General features: G+C 67.0%; 8 protein-coding genes, 4 tRNA genes and 1 pseudogene. 7 read left to right on the top strand and 6 right to left on the bottom strand.

Annotation, left to right across the window (positions count from 1 at the left end):
• Positions 1-38: 38 nt before the first annotated feature.
• Positions 39-1,502 carry a catalase gene (locus tag ACK6C6_RS12710; protein ID WP_409267616.1) on the top strand — a complete coding sequence of 488 codons (1,464 nt, stop codon included), beginning with the start codon at positions 39-41 and terminating at the stop codon, positions 1,500-1,502.
• A gap of 134 nt (positions 1,503-1,636) precedes the next feature.
• Here ACK6C6_RS12710 and ligD read toward each other — a convergent pair whose 3' ends face one another.
• Positions 1,637-4,300 (bottom strand): DNA ligase D, encoded by a 2,664-nt coding sequence (ligD, locus tag ACK6C6_RS12715; protein WP_409267617.1) that lies wholly within the window; start codon positions 4,298-4,300, stop codon positions 1,637-1,639.
• Positions 4,301-4,568: 268 nt separating this feature from the next.
• Here ligD and ACK6C6_RS12720 point away from each other — a divergent pair, with 268 nt between their 5' ends.
• On the top strand, positions 4,569-5,516 hold the full coding sequence (locus ACK6C6_RS12720; protein ID WP_209586929.1) for a D-2-hydroxyacid dehydrogenase: 948 nt from the start codon (positions 4,569-4,571) through the stop codon (positions 5,514-5,516).
• Position 5,517: 1 nt separating this feature from the next.
• Here the strand turns inward: ACK6C6_RS12720 and ACK6C6_RS12725 are convergent, their stop codons facing one another.
• Positions 5,518-9,447, bottom strand: a complete 3,930-nt coding sequence (locus ACK6C6_RS12725; protein WP_409267618.1) for a two-component regulator propeller domain-containing protein — start codon at positions 9,445-9,447, stop codon at positions 5,518-5,520.
• Positions 9,448-9,556: 109 nt separating this feature from the next.
• Here ACK6C6_RS12725 and ACK6C6_RS12730 point away from each other — a divergent pair.
• From ACK6C6_RS12730 to ACK6C6_RS12750, 5 genes are all read left to right on the top strand, one after another.
• Positions 9,557-9,633, top strand: a tRNA-Arg gene (locus ACK6C6_RS12730).
• Between the two features lie 132 nt (positions 9,634-9,765).
• Positions 9,766-9,842 (top strand) — tRNA-Arg (locus ACK6C6_RS12735).
• 122 nt (positions 9,843-9,964) lie between these two features.
• Positions 9,965-10,041 (top strand) — tRNA-Arg (locus tag ACK6C6_RS12740).
• Between the two features lie 327 nt (positions 10,042-10,368).
• A tRNA-Arg gene (locus tag ACK6C6_RS12745) sits at positions 10,369-10,445 on the top strand.
• 498 nt (positions 10,446-10,943) lie between these two features.
• Positions 10,944-11,489, top strand: coding sequence for an FxDxF family PEP-CTERM protein (locus tag ACK6C6_RS12750; protein WP_209588319.1), 546 nt, complete (start codon positions 10,944-10,946; stop codon positions 11,487-11,489).
• Between the two features lie 203 nt (positions 11,490-11,692).
• On the opposite strand, the gene ACK6C6_RS12755 is transcribed toward ACK6C6_RS12750, so the two are convergent.
• The 4 genes and pseudogenes from ACK6C6_RS12755 to ACK6C6_RS12770 all read right to left on the bottom strand — a co-directional run.
• Positions 11,693-13,585 carry an ATP-binding protein gene (locus ACK6C6_RS12755; protein WP_209588320.1) on the bottom strand — a complete coding sequence of 631 codons (1,893 nt, stop codon included), beginning with the start codon at positions 13,583-13,585 and terminating at the stop codon, positions 11,693-11,695.
• A complete protein-coding gene (locus ACK6C6_RS12760) occupies positions 13,585-14,154 on the bottom strand; it encodes a YfiR family protein (protein ID WP_409267619.1) in 570 nt (189 codons plus the stop codon). The genes ACK6C6_RS12755 and ACK6C6_RS12760 overlap by 1 nt, the downstream gene beginning before the upstream one ends.
• Positions 14,155-14,194: 40 nt before the next feature.
• Positions 14,195-15,106, bottom strand: a complete 912-nt coding sequence (locus tag ACK6C6_RS12765; protein ID WP_409267620.1) for a TonB-dependent receptor plug domain-containing protein — start codon at positions 15,104-15,106, stop codon at positions 14,195-14,197.
• A gap of 565 nt (positions 15,107-15,671) precedes the next feature.
• Positions 15,672-16,136 (bottom strand): annotated as a pseudogene (locus ACK6C6_RS12770) (TonB-dependent receptor plug domain-containing protein); the annotation flags it as partial.
• Positions 16,137-16,442 lie beyond the last annotated feature (306 nt).

Raw genomic sequence — 16,442 nt, forward strand, 5'->3', positions numbered from 1 at the left:
AGAATCTCCCTATCGAGTACACAACAAGGAGATTCCTGATGAGCCAGCCCCGCCTTACCACCGCTTCCGGCATCCCGGTCGCCGACAACCAGAATTCGCTCAGCGCCGGCCCGCGCGGCCCGCTGCTGCTGCAGGACTTCCACCTGATCGAGAAGCTGCAGCACTTCAACCGCGAGCGCATTCCCGAGCGCGTGGTCCACGCCAAGGGCTCGGGCGCCTACGGCAGCTTCACCGTCACCCACGACCTGCGCCCCTTCACCAAGGCCAAGCTGTTCTCGGAGATCGGCAAGACCACCCCGGTATTCCTGCGCTTCTCGACCGTCGGCGGCGAAAAGGGCAGCGCCGACACCGAGCGCGACCCGCGCGGCTTCGCCCTGCGGTTCTATACCGAGGAAGGCAACTGGGACCTGGTCGGCAACAACACCCCGGTGTTCTTCATCAAGGACCCGATCAAGTTCCCCGACTTCATCCATACCCAGAAGCGCGATCCGCAGACCAACCTGAAATCGGCCAACATGATGTTCGATTTCTGGAGCAATGCGCCGGAGAGCCTGCACCAGGTGACCATCCTGTTCTCGGATCGCGGCACCCCGGACGGCTACCGCCACATGGACGGCTTCGGCAGCCATACCTATAGCCTGATCAACGAAGCCGGGGAACGCGTGTATGTGAAGTGGCACTTCAAGACCCGCCAGGGCATCAAGAACCTCAGCGCCGCCGAGGCGGTCCGACTTGCAGGCACGGACCCGGACCACGCCCAGCGCGACCTGTTCGAGGCGATCGCCCGCCAGGACTTTCCGCAGTGGGACGTCAAGGTGCAGGTGGCAAGCGAACAGCAGCTGGCCGACTGGGAGCAGCGCACCGGCTGGAACCCCTTCGACCTGACCAAGGTGTGGCCGCACGGCGACTTCCCGATGCTGCCGGTGGGTGTGCTGGAGCTGAACCGCAACCCGGACAACTACCACGCCGAAGTCGAACAGGCCGCGTTCTCGCCCGCCAACGTGGTGCCGGGCCTGGGCTACTCGCCGGACAAGATGCTGCAGGGCCGACTGTTCGCCTACCACGACGCCCAGCTGTACCGGGTCGGCACCAACCACCAGCACCTGCCGGTGAACGCCCCGCGCTGCCCCTTCCACAACCAGCAGCGCGACGGCGCGATGGCGATCGCCAACGGCGGCGCGGCGCGCAACTACGCCACCGTCGATTCGGTAGGCCGGGGAGCGCTGGGCATGGGCCATGGCGAACCGGAACTGCCGATCAGGGGCGACGCCGGCCGCTACGACTTCCGCGGGATGGAAGACGATTACACCCAGGCCGGCAACCTGTTCCGCCTGATGAGTCCTGCGGAGCGCCAGAACCTGTGCGACAACCTGGCAGGACCGCTCAGCGGTGTGGACGAGGACATCCTGCAGCGCCAGCTGCGCCAGTTCGACAAGGCGGATCCGGCGTACGGGCGGGGCGTGCGGGCCTCCCTGAAGGCGCTGGGCCGTAACGTCGATTGATGTCCAGGTAATCGTAGGGTGGACGGCTAAGCCGTCCGCGCGTTCAAATCACGGTTGAAACCACGCGGCCGACCGTTCTCCGCCTGGTTGAACGTGCGGACGGGGACCCGTCCACCCTACGAACTCCAAGCGCGCTACTCGTCAAACCCCAGGATCTTCATCGCCTTGGTGAGCCCTTTCGCGGCTTTCGCATAGCCCGCCCACGGCTCGTTCCCCTTGTCCAGCCGCGTGTGCACGTTTGCCACCGTCCACTGCGCGCTCGACTTGAGCTTTTGCAGCTCGTCCCATGCCAGGGGCACCGAAATGCCCAGCCCGGGGCGCGCACGCGCCGCCCAGGCGCTGATGGTGGTCGCGCCGCGGCCGTTGCGCAGGTAGTCGATGAAGATCTTGCCGACCCGGTTCTTGGCGCCGCTCTTGAAGGCGAAGCGGTCCGGCAGCGTCGCCGCCAGGTGGCGCACGATGGCCTGCGAGAAGGCTTTTACCGTATCCCAGCCGTATTCCGGCTTCACCGGCACCACCACGTGCAGGCCCTTGCCGCCGCTGGTCTTTAGAAAAGACGGCAGGCCCAGCTCGTCGAGGAAGGCGTGCATGATCTGCGCTGCTTCCTGCATCTGTCTCCATTCCACCCCCTCGCCCGGGTCGAGGTCGAAGACCATGCGATCCGGCGTCTCGTAGCTCCTGGCCAGCGCATTCTGGGTGTGCAGCTCGATCGCGTTCCACTGCGCCAGGGACAGGATGCCCTCCACGCCGGCGATCTCCAGCATCGGCGGATTGTCCGGGTCGAGCGCCTGGTCCATCTGCTTCACGCCGGGCAGCTTCTTCACGTCGGCATGCTTCTGGTACACCAGCTCCGCACCGATGCCGGCGGGTGCGCGCACCAGGGTCAGCGGACGGCGCTTGAGGTGTTCCATCATCAGCTCGCCCACCAGCGCGTAGTAGCGGATGATGTCCAGCTTGGTGATGCCGGTGGACGGGTCGACCACCCGCTCCGGGTTGGTGACCCGCAGCGTGTCCGGCAGCTTGCCGTGCAGGCCGGCGGGCGGCGGCGACACCGGTTCGTCGGGCGCCTCGGCCCGCGCTTTGCCCTCGTCGATGTCCTCGATGTGGCGCGGCTCCTCACGCGTGATGCCCTTGGCCGGCTTGTCATTACGCAGGCCCTGGAACACCGGATGGCGCACCGAGCCGGTATTGGTCCATTCCGAGAAGCTCACCTCGGCCACCAGCACCGGCTTGACCCAGTGGTGCTGGCGCCCCGGCACCGCGCGCGGCGGGAACGGACTGTCGTCGGTACGCAGGGCTTCCAGGCGTTCCTTGATGTCCATCAGCGAAGCATGGTTGAAGCCCGACCCCACGTTACCCGCATAGCGCAGCACGCCCTCGCGGTCGTAGGTCCCGAGCAGCAACGAGCCGACGCCCTTGCGCGAGCCCTTCGGGTCGGTGTACCCGCCGATCACGAATTCCTGGCGCAGGCCGCACTTGAGCTTGATCCACTCGGGCGAGCGGCGCGACACGTAGCGCGAATCGCGGCGCTTGCCGATCACGCCTTCCAGGCCGATCTTGCAGGCCGCCACCACCAGTTCGTCCGGGTTGGTCCCGAACTCGGCGGAGAAGCGCACCTTGTCCGACTTGGCCTTCTTGAGGATCTGTTCCAGCGCGGCGCGCCGCTCGACCAGGGGCACGTCGCGCAGGTCGTAGCCGTTGCAATAGGGAGCGTCGAACAGGAAGTAGACGATATCGGCCGTGCGCACGCCATCGAAGGCCAGCTGCAGCAGGCCGAAGTTCGGCTTGCCGTTCTCGTCATGGACCACGATCTCGCCGTCGTACCAGCCATCCGGCAGCCCGATGCGCTGCAGTTCATCGCGCAGCGGCGCCAGCTTGTCGGTCCAGTCGTTGGCGTTGCGCGTGATGAGCCGAACCGTACCTTTCTCGACCCGCGCCAGCATGCGGTAGCCGTCGAACTTGACTTCGAATACCCAGTTTTCCGGGTCCAGCGGCGGACCGTCGACCAGCGTCGCCAGTTCGGGCGTGAAGGCTTCGGGCAGGTCTGCCTCGACCACGCCTTCCGGCAAGTTGGGCGCCGCGGCCTTCCTGGCGCGCGTGGATGTGCCGGTGGACTTCGCGCCGGCCTTGGCCGCGGGCTTGGCGGCGGCGGCCCGCTTGCGCGCCGGCTTGCGCACGTCTTCCGACTGGGCTTCGGATGCCGCCTCGGCCTTCAGCGCCGCCACCTTGCCGCGCGCGGGCTTCGGCATCGGCAGGTCCTTGACGCTGTCGGGCATCTCGTCGACCACCGAGAATTCCTCGGCCGGCCGGGCGTGCTCGTCGTTCTCCTTGATCAGGAGCCAGGGTTCCTGCTTGTCGTCGCCGCGGCCCTTCATGCGCACCAGCACCCAGCGCCCGTGCATCTTGTGGCCGTGGATGACAAACTTCAGGTTGCCCTTGCGATAGCCCTCGTGCGGATCGCCGACCGGTTCCCAGGTACCCTTGTCCCAGATGATGACCTTCCCCGCGCCATATTGTTTGGGCGGAATGGTGCCTTCGAAGTCGGAATAGGAAATCGGGTGATCCTCGACGTGCACGGCCATGCGCTTGTCGTGGGTGTCGTAGCTCGGTCCTTTGGGGACGGCCCAGCTCTTCATGGTTCCATCGAGTTCCAACCGGAAATCGTAGTGCAGGCGCGTGGCCCAGTGCTTCTGGATGACGAAGGTCAACGCCTCGGTACTGGGCACGCCGCCGTCAAGGGGCTCGGACGTGATGTCGAAATTGCGCTTGGCCTTGTACAGTTTGAGCGCGTCTGGCATGTGGCACCTCCCCGGCTACGGTCGTGTCTCCAGTGTAGGCCGCGGCCGGCTGGCGCGACTGTACGCCAGCTAACCCTGCCTTCCTTTGTAAGCAAATGTAAGCCCGTCAACCGGCCGCCCTGCGCAGCCGTTGAGGGTTCAGCAGTACATAAACAGGCCGCTCGGGCCCCACCATATCCAAAGGACAGGTTCGCCTGTCCTTTGTCGTATTCGGCGCCATCGTTTCGATGGCGTCTACAATGTGGCTTTGACCACCCGCGAGCACGCCATGCCCAGAATCGTCTTCCTCGACCGCGACAGCCTGCAGGCCCGGGTCCGCGCCCCCGCTTTCGACCATGATTGGCAGGATCATGCCGGCACGGCGGAAGACCAGGTCGTGGAACGCCTGGCCGGAGCAAGCGTGGCCGTCACCAACAAGGTGCCGCTGCGCGCGGCCGCGATCGAGCGCCTGCCCGACCTGAAGATGGTGGCCATCGCCGCCACCGGCACCGACAACGTCGACCTCGCGGCCTGCCGGGCGCGCGGCATCGTGGTGTCGAACATCCGCAACTATTCCCTGGTGTCCGTGCCCGAACACTGCTTCGCCCTGCTGCTGGCGCTGCGCCGCAATCTGCGCGCCTACGTGGCCGACGTCGAGGCCGGCAAATGGGAGCGCTCGACCCGCTTCTGCCTGCTGGACCACCCGATCGGCGACCTGGCCGGCAGCCGGCTCGGCATCGTCGGCTACGGCGCGCTGGGAAAGAAAGTGGCGCAGCTCGGGCGCGCCTTCGGCATGGAGATCGCCGCCACCTCGCGCTCGAAGGTAGCCGAGCCTGGCGTGACCGAACTGCCGCTCGACGAACTGCTGGCCAGCTCCGACGTCGTCAGCCTGCACCTGCCGCTGACGCAAGCCACACGCCACCTGATCGGCGCGCGCGAGCTGGGCCTCATGGGGCGGCATGCCCTCCTGATCAACACCGCGCGCGGCGGCCTGGTGGACGAGGCGGCGCTGGCCGTGGCCCTGCAGGAGGGGCGCATCGGCGGCGCCGGCTTCGACGTATTGAGCCAGGAGCCGCCGCTGCCCGACAACCCGCTGCTGCGCCTGCGCCTGCCGAACTTCATCCTGACCCCGCACGTGGCCTGGGCCAGCGGCGGGGCAATGCAGACATTGGCCGACATGCTGGTCGATAACATCGAAGCCTGGGCCGCCGGCCGGCCGATCAACGTGGTCGCATGAGCTAGCGCCCGGGCACGCTTTCCGGCGCCGCCTGCAGCGCCTGCGGGTCCGGCGCGCGCAGCGGCAGCTCGAGGATGAAGGCCGCGCCCTGACCCTGGCTGCTCTCCACCCGCAGCGATCCGCCCAGCAGCGTGGTGACGATGTTCCAGCTGATGTTCAGTCCCAGGCCGGTGCCGCCCTGTCCCATGCGCGTGGTGAAGAAGGGATCGAAGATGCGCGACAGGTCGCCTTGCGGGATGCCGCGCCCGTCGTCGCGAAAGGTGATGCGCGCCCCGCCCTCGCAGGGCGCCGCTTCCAGCACCATGCTTCCGCCCGGCCCCTCGAAGGCGTGCAAGAGGGCGTTGTTGACCAAGTTGATCACGACCTGGCCGAGCGGGCCGGGGAAGCTGTCCATCACGATGCCCGGCGCCACGCGCAGCTCGAGGCGGTGTCCGGCCAGGCGCACGGTGTTCATCAGGGTGGCCGCGATTTCCTGGCAGGCCTGGGCCAGGTCGAAGCGGCGCCGCTGGGCGCTGGCCTGGTCCACCGACACCTGGCGGAAGCTGTTCACCAGCTCGGCCGCATTGTGCAGACTGCGCATGATCAGGCTGGACGCTTCGCGCGAGGCCGCCATGTAGTCGGCCAGCTCGGAGCGGCGCAGGTTGGCGCTGTCGAAGCGCGCGGCGATGTCGCCCGTCTTCTCCTGCAGCGTGCTGGCCATGAGCAGGCTGTTGCCGATCGGGGTATTCAGCTCGTGGGCGACGCCCGCCACCAGCGAGCCGAGCGAGGCCAGCTTCTCGCGCGCCGCCAATTGGGCCTGGGTATCCTGCAACTGGCGGTAGGCGCTGGCATTGTCGATCGCCACGCCGACGTAGGCGGCCAGCGTCTCGAGCATGTCGAGGTGCACCTGGCCGTAGGCCCTGGCGGCCGGACTCTGCACCGTCAGCGCGCCCAGCACGCGCTCGCCCACCAGCACCGGCACCAGGAGCAGCGAGCGCGGCGCCATGCCGGCGCGCCAGGCGCAGGGCAAGGCGATCTCGGCGGCCTGTTCAGGCGGCAAGCCCGGCAGGTAGTCCGGCAGCTCCTGGGGAAGCTCGCCGGCCAGCACCTCGCGCCCGCGCACGATGGCCCAGGCGGCGAGAATCCGGTCCGGGTCTTCCGGCAGCTCGAAGGCCTCGCGGCGCTCGCCGTCGACCACCGCATAGGCATATTCGATGGCGCCGCGCTCGGGGTGGCGCAGCACCACCGCGAACAGGCTCGCGTCCATCAGCGCATGCACCTGCTCGTAGAGCGTGCGCATGATCGCTTCGAGCTCGAGGTTCGCCGTCACCGCGCGCCCGATGTCGGACAGCAGCGCGATGTTGCGGTGCGCCTGCTCCACCACTTCCTTCTGCTGCTCGACCTCCTGCTTGCGCCGCTCGGCCGATTCCTTCTGGCGCCGCAGCTCGACGGTGCGCACCCCCACCTCGTGTTCCAGCAGCAGCTTCTGGGCGACCAGGCCGCGCACGCGCAGGCGGTAGGCGGCAGTGAACAGCGCCAGGACGGCCAGCACCGCGAGCGTGCGGAACCACGGGGTCTTCCAGAACGGCGGCGTGATCGTGATCGTGAGGGAGGCCGGCTGCGCGCTCCAGACGCCGTCCTTGTTGCTGGCCCGGACCCGGAACACATAGGTTCCCGGATCGAGGTTGGTATAGGTCGCATAGCGGCGACGCGCGTCGGTGTCGACCCAGCCCTGGTCGAAGCCCTCCAGCTGGTAGGCGTAGCGGTTGCCTTCGGGGTCGGCATAATGCAGGGCCGCGAATTCGAGGGTGAACACGGTGTCGCGGTGCGACAGCGTCAGGGCGGACTGTTCGTGGAAGTTGGGCGTGGCCCGCGAGCGGTTCAGCACCAGGAAGTCGGTGATCACCACTTCCGGCGCATAGGGGTTGTCGCGCACCGCGTCCGGCAGGAAGGACGTCAGGCCGGTGGTGCCGCCGAACCAGAACTGGCCGTCGCGGCCGCGCATGGCCGCGCCGACGAAATAGGAACCGTCCACCAGGCCGTCCTTCGCGGTGTAGTTCTTGGTGGCGCCGGTGGCGGGATCGACGCGCGTGATGCCGGCCGTCGTGCTGGCCCAGACGAAGCCGTGCTCGTCCTCGATCATCGCCCCGATCGGCAGCGCCTCCGGGCCCTTGTTGAACGGGTAGTAACGGAAACGCACTCCTTCCTTGCCGGCTTCCATCCGGTGCAAGCCGCCGGCGGTGCCGACCCACAGTTCGCCGCGCGCCGACTCCATCAAGTGATAGATGCGCCCGTGGCGCAGGCCGTTCGGGTTGTGCGGGTCGGGGCGATAGTGGGTGAAGCGCCCGCTCGCCGGGTCGTAGCGCTCCAGGCCGGTCTCGGTCCCGATCCAGACGATCCCGCGGCGGTCCTCCAGCGCCGTGAAGCCGTAGTTCTCGCCCAGGCTGCCCGGGTCGTCGGGGTCGTGGCGCCAGGTGCGCACCAGGTCTTTGCCATGCGCCTGCCCCGGCAGCAGCGCGGCCAGGCCGCCGCGCGTGACGATCCACAGCGTGCCGCTGCGGCCGGGGTGAAGCGCCTGCACATAGTTGGCGCCCGGGCTGGCGCCCAGTCCGGTCTGGCCGAAGCGCCCGGCGGCATCAACCCAGGCCAGGCCGGTCGGGGTGCCGATCCAGGTGCGGCCGCGCGCATGCGCCAGCGCGCTCACCACCTCGCCCGGCAGCTCGCCCTGGCCGACGCGCTCGATCCGTCCACCCGGGCGGACCATCCGCATCAGGCCGTCGCCGGTGGTGCCGATCCACACCGCGCCGTCCGGATCCTCGGCGATGGCGCGTACCTTGGCCCGTCCCAGGCCCTCGTTGCCGCCATAGCGGGCGAAACCGCCGCTGGCCAGGTCGGTGCGGCTGACGCCGCCGAACTGGGTGCCGGCCCACAGGGTGCCGGTGCGGTCGACCAGCATCGCGGTGACCTGGTTGTCCGACAGCGTGTGCGGATCGGCCGGGTCGTTGCGGTAGCTGAGGAAGCGCCCGGTCGCCGGGTCCAGCCATTTCAGCCCTTCCAGTTCGGTGCCGACCCACAGGGTGTTGCCGCGATCGTGGTACAGCGCATTGATGCGCGACTCTTCCATGCCGAGCTGGCTGCCGATGCGGCGCCGCTGCGGCCGCGCATCGGCCGCGCCGTCGCCGAGGCGCCAGGCTTCCAGCCCGGCCGCGGTGCCGACCCAGAGCGTATCGCGCGGGCCCATCGACAGGGCCAGCACGGTATTGCGCTGCAGGTCTTCCGGGTCGAGGTCATGGTGCTCGAAGCGGTCGGCGCCGGGCACCAGCCGGTCCAGCCCTGCCGCGGTGCCGATCCACAGGTGGCCGCGGCCGTCCAGCGCCAGCGCATTGACGCGGTTGTCGCGCAGGGTGCGCGGATCGGCCGGGTCATGGCGGTAAGCGCGCAGGCGCCCGCTGGCGGGATCGAGGTACTGCAGGCCGTCGCCGGTGGCGAGCCACAGTCCGCCGCCCGGCGCCGGCTGGATCGCCAGCACGGCGCGGTTGCCGGTATACGGAGCGCCGGCGCCGGCGCCGGGAGCTGCGAAGCGCATGAACTTGCCGGTGGCGTGGTCGAACCGGCTCAGGCCGCCCTTGGTGCCGAACCACAGCCTGCCCTGCTCGTCCTCGTAGGACGCGAGCACATAGTTATCGGGAATGCTGGCGGGGTCGTTCGGGTCGTTGCGATAGACCGTGACGCGGTAGCCGTCGAAGCGGTTCAGGCCGGCCTGCGTGCCGAACCACATGAAACCGCGCCGGTCCTGCAGGATAGTCAGCACCGACTGCTGCGACAGACCCTCCTCGATCGACAGGCGTTCGAAGCGCAGGCTACGCGGCGCGCCGAGGGCGCTGCCCGCCCACAGGCACAGCATACATAGAGCGACCAGCGCGAGGCGCGCTCCCGGCTTCAAGGCAAACATAGGTGTCTCATCAGGTCCCAACCCGGCTAATCTACCAGAGCGAGTTTGCCTACGGAAAAAAATTGAGGCTTCCGGAAATGACAAGGCGCTGCTATAATGCGTGCCTCGGGCGGCTGTAGCTCAGCTGGATAGAGTACTTGGCTACGAACCAAGGGGTCGTGGGTTCGATTCCTGCCAGCCGCGCCAGAATATGAGGGACCAGATTGAAAGATCTGGTCCCTTTTTTCGTTGGGGCCCACGCAGGTCCCGCGGGATGTGCCAGGATGCCAATGAAGGCTTTTGCAATATGCGAAGCTCCTGCTATAATGCGTGCCTCGGGCGGCTGTAGCTCAGCTGGATAGAGTACTTGGCTACGAACCAAGGGGTCGTGGGTTCGATTCCTGCCAGCCGCGCCAGAATATGAGGGACCAGATTGAGAGATCTGGTCCCTTTTTTCGTTGTAAGACCCGCAGGATGTGCCAGGATGCCAATGAGGCTTTGGCAATATGCGAAGCTCCTGCTATAATGCGTGCATCGGGCGGCTGTAGCTCAGCTGGATAGAGTACTTGGCTACGAACCAAGGGGTCGTGGGTTCGATTCCTGCCAGCCGCGCCAGAATATGAGGGACCAGATTGAAAAATCTGGTCCCTTTTTTCGTTGCGGCATCGGCTTGATGCGGCCGCTCTCCTTGTCCCCTCGCCGGCTTCCCGGCAGATTGACATGTTGCGCCCGCCAGCGCCACGCTTAAGCGCCTTCTAAGACGGCTCTGAGAAGATTCATCCCGCAGCATCGCAATTCGATTTCCCTCCCCCGCGGCTTCCGCGCTTCACCGGGCGTCCGATCCTCGCAACGGGGCTGGGGGGAATCACTCCGGATGGGCTTGGGTTCAACGAATCGGGGGATTTGCCAAATCATCCAATGCTGCTATAATGCGTGCCTCGGGCGGCTGTAGCTCAGCTGGATAGAGTACTTGGCTACGAACCAAGGGGTCGTGGGTTCGATTCCTGCCAGCCGCGCCAACTTTTATAAAATGGCTCAGAAGCGATTCTGGGCCATTTTTCTTTTCCGCCATCCCCTCTCGTTTTTCCGACCCGGGTAGGCCTATTCTCGTCGACGCCTGCCTGCGCCCGTGCCGAGCCCTCGATCCGCTGCTGAGGTAACTCAGCAAAAACCTCCTAAAACGCGCTAACTGCTACGCTTCGTTCATTAAACCGGACTGAAATCGCACGGGCTCAGCGCCGGAAAGCCCCTCCCGTTTCTGTAGGACTGCGCTTACACATTTTCAGCAACTCGAGAATTTTTTTCTACCTATCAACCCCGATGAAACGAGTTCTCCTATGAAGAGAAGGCGCACAGTATGTCCTCTCAGAAATCTCTTGTTTTGCGGAACATGTAGCACGCATTGAACGTTCAATCACACTTCCACGTGCTTTTTTTTGCCCTTTTGATAGCATGAAGTTCCCCGATACTTGAAACCCAGGCTGCAGGACGCGGCTGATTCTAATGCGAGGAAAGAAATGAAAAAATCTCTGATTGCTGCAATTGTGTTTGCTTCCGCTTCGTTTGGTTCGTCGGCCGTGATGGCCCAGGAGGTCGTCGGCAACTCCCCACAGGCTCTGGAGCTGATCGACAACACCGCCTTCTTCGGCGACACCTTCGCGGCTGACAACGAAGGTAATACCTTCGCTGACCGCTTCACCTTCACCGTCGAAGGTGATATGCCGATGAACCTGGATGCGATCATCTCGTCGATCAGCCGCAGCGAAAGCGAGGGCCTGGACATCACCGCCCTGGCCCTGTATGGCGAAGACGACACGCTCATCACCACCGGTACCTCGCTGATGAGCGGCGCAATGGACGTCTGGAGCATCTCCAGCGATAACCTGGCCGCCGGTAACTACTACCTGCAGGTCAGCGGCAATCTGGTGTCGGATACCGGCGCCTCGTTCGGCGGTGCCGTGATGCTGGCTCCAGTTCCGGAGCCGGAAACCTACGGCATGATGCTGGGCGGCCTCGGTATCCTGGGCTTCCTGGCACGCCGCCGCAAAGCCAAGCAGGCCTGAGCCTCACACCTGCTGAAATAGAACGACGGAAGCGCGCAAGCGCTTCCGTCTTTTTTTGTCCAAAGAAACGTCAGTCACAAGGGGTCAGGTCTGACATTCAGACACGAGCTGAGCAATAAAAACGACGGCATGCTCGAGTCCGTGTCCAAATGTCAGACCTGACCCCGAAAGAAGGCTTGGGCCCCGGCTGCGGGGCCCGCGGATCAGGTACGCAGCTTCTTGATGATGCTGCGGTTCCCCAGGATTTCCTCGATCTGCTCGAAACGCACCGGCTTGACCATGTGGTGGTCGAAGCCAGCCTCGAAGGCGAGCTGGCGGTCCTTCTCCTGGCCCCAGCCGGTGACGGCGATCAGCACCGTCATCGAGCCGCAGGCCAGCTTGCGGATCCCGCGTGCCAGGTCGTAGCCCGACATGTGCGGCAGGCCGATGTCCAGGAAGGCATAGTCCGGGCAGAAGCGGGCCGCCGCCGCCAGCGCGTCCGGACCGTTGTGGGTGATGACCACGCTGTGGCCCATGGCGGTGAGCAGCGCGCCGATGCTGTTGACGAAGTCGACGTTGTCGTCCGCTAGCAGGATGCGGTAGGACTCGGTGCTGATGAAGGCGGCCGGCGTCGGCTTGGCGATCGGCTCCGGGTCGACCACGATCGGCAGGCGCACGACGAAACTGCTGCCCTGGCCCAGGCCTTCGGACCTGGCCTCGATGGTCCCGCCGTGCAGCTCCACCAGCTTGCGCGCCAGCGACAGGCCGACGCCCAGGCCGGCCACGCTGCGCTCCAGGGTCGAATCGACCTGCACGAACATCTCGAACACGGTGTCGAGCATGTCCGGCGCGATGCCGATCCCGGTGTCGGCCACTTCCAGCACCAGGGTGCGGTCCTCGACGCCCGCCTTGAGGGTGACGCGTCCGCCGCGGTTGGTGTACTTGGCGGCGTTGTTCAGGAGGTTCGACAGCACCTGGGCCAGGCGCGTCGCGTCGCCGTGCAGGAACACCGGGCGGTCCGGCAGGTCGATCACCAGCTCGTGGCCATGCAGTTCTATATAGGAGCGCACCACCTCGAGGGCGTCGTTGACCACGGCCTTCAGCTCCACGCGGCCCATCTTGATGGTGAACTTGCCGGTGTTGATGCGCGAGACGTCCAGCAGGTCGTCGACCAGGCGCACCATCTGGCGCAGCTGGCGTTCCATGATGTCGGTGGCGCGCTGGGTCGCCTGGGCGTCGCCGCTGCGGATGCGCAGGATGTCCAGGCCGGTGCGGATCGGCGCCAGCGGATTGCGCAATTCGTGCGCCAGGGTCGCGAGGAATTCGTCTTTCCTGCGGTCGGCCACGATCAGGGCCTGCTCGGCGCGCTCGCGCACCGTCATCTCGTGTTCCAGCGTGCGGTTGGCCGCCTGCAGTGCGTCCGAACGGCGCCCGATCTCGGCCAGCATGTCGTTGAAGGCTTCCACCAGCACGCCGATCTCGCCCTTTTCCTTGCCAGGCACGCGCAAGCTGAAGTCGCGCCGCAGCATCACCTGGCGCGCCACGTTGGTCACCGCCTGCAGCGGCCGGGTGATCGAGGCCTGCAGGCGCGAGGCCACCAGGGCCGCGATCACCAGCGCGCCCAGCATCACGCCGCCGAGGATGGCGCCGTAGCTGAGCACCCGGTCCAGCAGTCCGAAGCGCGAGCGCAGGTAGACGGTGCCGAGCGGCTCGCCGTTCTCGACGATCGGGCGGAACACCTCCAGTTCGCCGCTCTCCATGCGGTGGCCCGCCGCTTCCGGACGCGCCGGGAAGGATGCTTCCGTGCCCGCCTTGGCATAGGTGGCGAAGCGCTGGCCGCTGTTGGTATAGATGGCGGCGGCCATGATCTGCGGCCGCACCCGCAGCACCGCCAGGCTGCGCTCGGCGGCGCTGCTGTCGTTGAACGACACCGCCGGGGCGGCGACGTCGGCGACGATGTCGGCCTGGGTGCTCAGGTCGTCGATCCAGACGCGCTGGAAGCTGCGCGCGTCGACGACGATCATGGCGATGGCGGCCGTCAGGAGCGCGACGATGGTGGTCGCCACGGCCATCAGGATCAGTTTGCTGCGGACCGAGCCGGTATCGTGCATGCCCATCACGACCCTCCCTTCTGTACCCGGTTCGCCACGGTCAGCAGGCGCGAACTGAGCTTCACGTTCTTCTTTTCGGCGGCATCCAGCGAGACGTCGAAGCGCACGCGCTCGTCGACGATGCGGAAGTTGATGACGCTGCCACAGCGCAGGCCCCCGTCGCATTCGGTCACGGTCAGGTAGGCGCCGGGGGCGGCGCGCAGCACGCGGCCGGCCCGTTCGGCGTCGCCACCTGCCACGAACAGCAGGTGCACCGCCGGCGGCGCCTCGTTCATGGCCACCTGCCGCACCACGATCGGACGCCCGGCGATCATGCGGCCGCTGGCGATGCGCGCCAGTTCGGCGGCCATCTCGTCCGAGCCGACCACGGCGATCGTCAGCGGCCCGTTGGGGTCGGCAAACGCATGCGCCGGAAACTCGGCATAGCCGAGGAATTTATACAGGAAGGCCGCCTTGACGCGGCGCTCGAGCGCCTGGGCGCCGCCCCCTTCCGCCAGCGCGCGCGGCGCCATCCCTGCAGCCGCCGCCAGGAACAGCGGCAATGCGAGCGCCCGGCAGGCCAGGCGGCGTCGCATTCGGTCAGGGAGCTTTGTCTTCATTCTTGTCATGGAGCTTTCAGAAACGCAGCGTTGCGCTGGCGAACACATGCCGTTCAGCCAGTTGGCGCAGGCCCGCCTCCCCGAACTCGGGATGGCGGGCGTGCAGCAGGTTACGGCCCGCGAGGGCCAGTTCGACGCCGGGGCCTGCCTGCCACGCCAGCCGTACGTCGAGTTCATGATAGCCCGGCACGGCCGGCTGCGGCAGGCGCGCGACGCCCCGCAGCAGCAGGTCGGCGCTCAGCCCGGCGCCGAGTTCGTGCGATGAGCGCAGCTGCCAGTAGCTGCGCGGGTCGTTGGTCGCCAGACCGGCACGCGCCGAGGCATCCAGGCTGCTGAGGGCCACGCCGGTGTCGATATCCTGCAACACCGCGCCCGCGAACAGGCGCCAGCCGCGCATGGGCTGCCAGCTGCCCCAGGCTTCCACCCCGCGCGCCCGGCCGTGCCCCAGGTTGCGAAATACCGCCCCGCCCGCTTGGGGCTCCAGCGTGCGCAGGCGCTCGTAGTCGCTGTAGAACAGGGCAATCGCATACGACACCGTGCTGGCCGGCTGGGCGCGGTAGCCCAGCTCCAGCACGCGGGCCACCTCGGACTGCATGTCGGGGCCGCCCGCAATCAGGTAGCGCTGGCCGTTCGACGCCGGATCCACCAGCCGCAGGTCGCGGTCGATCCGGGCCGGGGCGCGCACCGTGCGCGAGGCGGCCGCCCACAGCATGGCGCCGGCGGCGTGTTCCCAGGCCAAGCGCAGGCTGGGCAGCAGTTCGGTGCCGCTGTAGGCATTGTGCTCCAGGCGCAGGCCGGCTGTCGCGCGCAGGGCCGGCGTGAGGCTGAATTCGTCCTGGGCAAACAGGTTGGTCGAGCGCAGCGTGCGATGGGTCGGTGCGAATTGCAGGATGGGGCCGTTGTCGAAGCGGTCGCGCGCCTGGCGCACCCCGCCCCCCCCAGCTGAAGGAATGGCGCTGCCCGAGCCGCGTGGCCAGCTGGACCTCGAGGTCGGCGGTATCGAGCTTGTGCCGGCCGGCGCCGGGCTGCTCGCGCCGCTGCTGGCCGAGCCAGGCTTGCAGGCGCAGGGCGGTGGCGCCGCCCACCTGGGTATCGAAGCGCGCCACCAGGTTGGCGCCGGAGAAATCGGTGCGCGGCTCGCCCGCGGCGCGCAGCGCGCCGGCATGCAGGTCGCCGCTCACGCTCAGGTCCTGGCCTGCGCCATCCCAATCGAGGCGGAAGCCCGCCTGGCGCCGGCCAGCGCCGCCGCCCTGCGCATCCGGGACGTCGCCGGGCGCCGCTCCGGCTTCGTCGCGCTTGCCGTATACGCGCACGTAGGCGCCGTTGGCCAGGCGCTTGCCGTGGCGCAGCACGGCGCCGGCGTAACGCTTGCCGGCATGCGCCTGTGCCAGCCCGCCCTGGGTATCGGCGGCGCTGCGCGTGATGATGTTGATGACGCCGTTGACGGCATTGGTGCCCCAGATGGTGCCGCCGGGGCCGCTGATCACCTCGATGCGCTCGACGTCGGCCAGGACCACGTCCAGGGCTTCCCAGTAGACGCCGGAAAACAGCGGCGAATAGACGCTGCGGCCGTCCACCAGCACCAGCAGCTTGTTGGCCAGCTGCGAGGAGAAGCCGCGCGCGCTGACCGCATATTCCTGGGCGCCGGTGAAGGCCACCTGCAGGTTCGGCGCCAGGCGCAGCGCTTCGGGGACCGTGGTCGCGCCCGAGCGCGCGATCTCGGCGCCGCTAATGACATACACCGAGGCCGGCGCGCTGCTGAGCCGCCCTTGCTGGCGCGAGACCGAGGTGACCACGATATCGGCCAGCTGCTCCAGGGAGTAGTCTTCCAGCGCAAGCGCATCCGCGCCTTCCTGCCCCAGTCCGGCATGCCCGGCCGCAAGCCCGCCGCCTGCGTGCAGCAAAAACAGTGCCGCACAGACGCAGGCTAGCTGGGAAGGTTTTAACATAGTTGCCATCGTAGAACATTTTCACCCATGCACCAAGCGTGCGCGCCTCCCGCCGGGCCGGCGTCGCAGCCACGCCACGGCTTGGTTGACAAAGCGGACTCATCAATAATCTTGATGGCGGTCATTTGAAATATAAATTGGACTAATTTGCGGCAATGCAGCATCATGCTTCCTGTCTCCTCTATTCTCCTCCAAGGAAATAGATTCAGCCCGCTTCCCAGAAGCGGGCTTTTTTTTGCCCGGCATGGCTCGCACGGATCGAGACGGCAGTTGGCCTGCATTTGGTGTAGGATGGCCGCCATGTTTTCGTTCCTA

Source organism: Massilia sp. BHUDP2, assembly GCF_046236355.1.
In the GTDB taxonomy this organism is placed as follows: Bacteria; Pseudomonadota; Gammaproteobacteria; order Burkholderiales; family Burkholderiaceae_D; genus Telluria; species Telluria varians.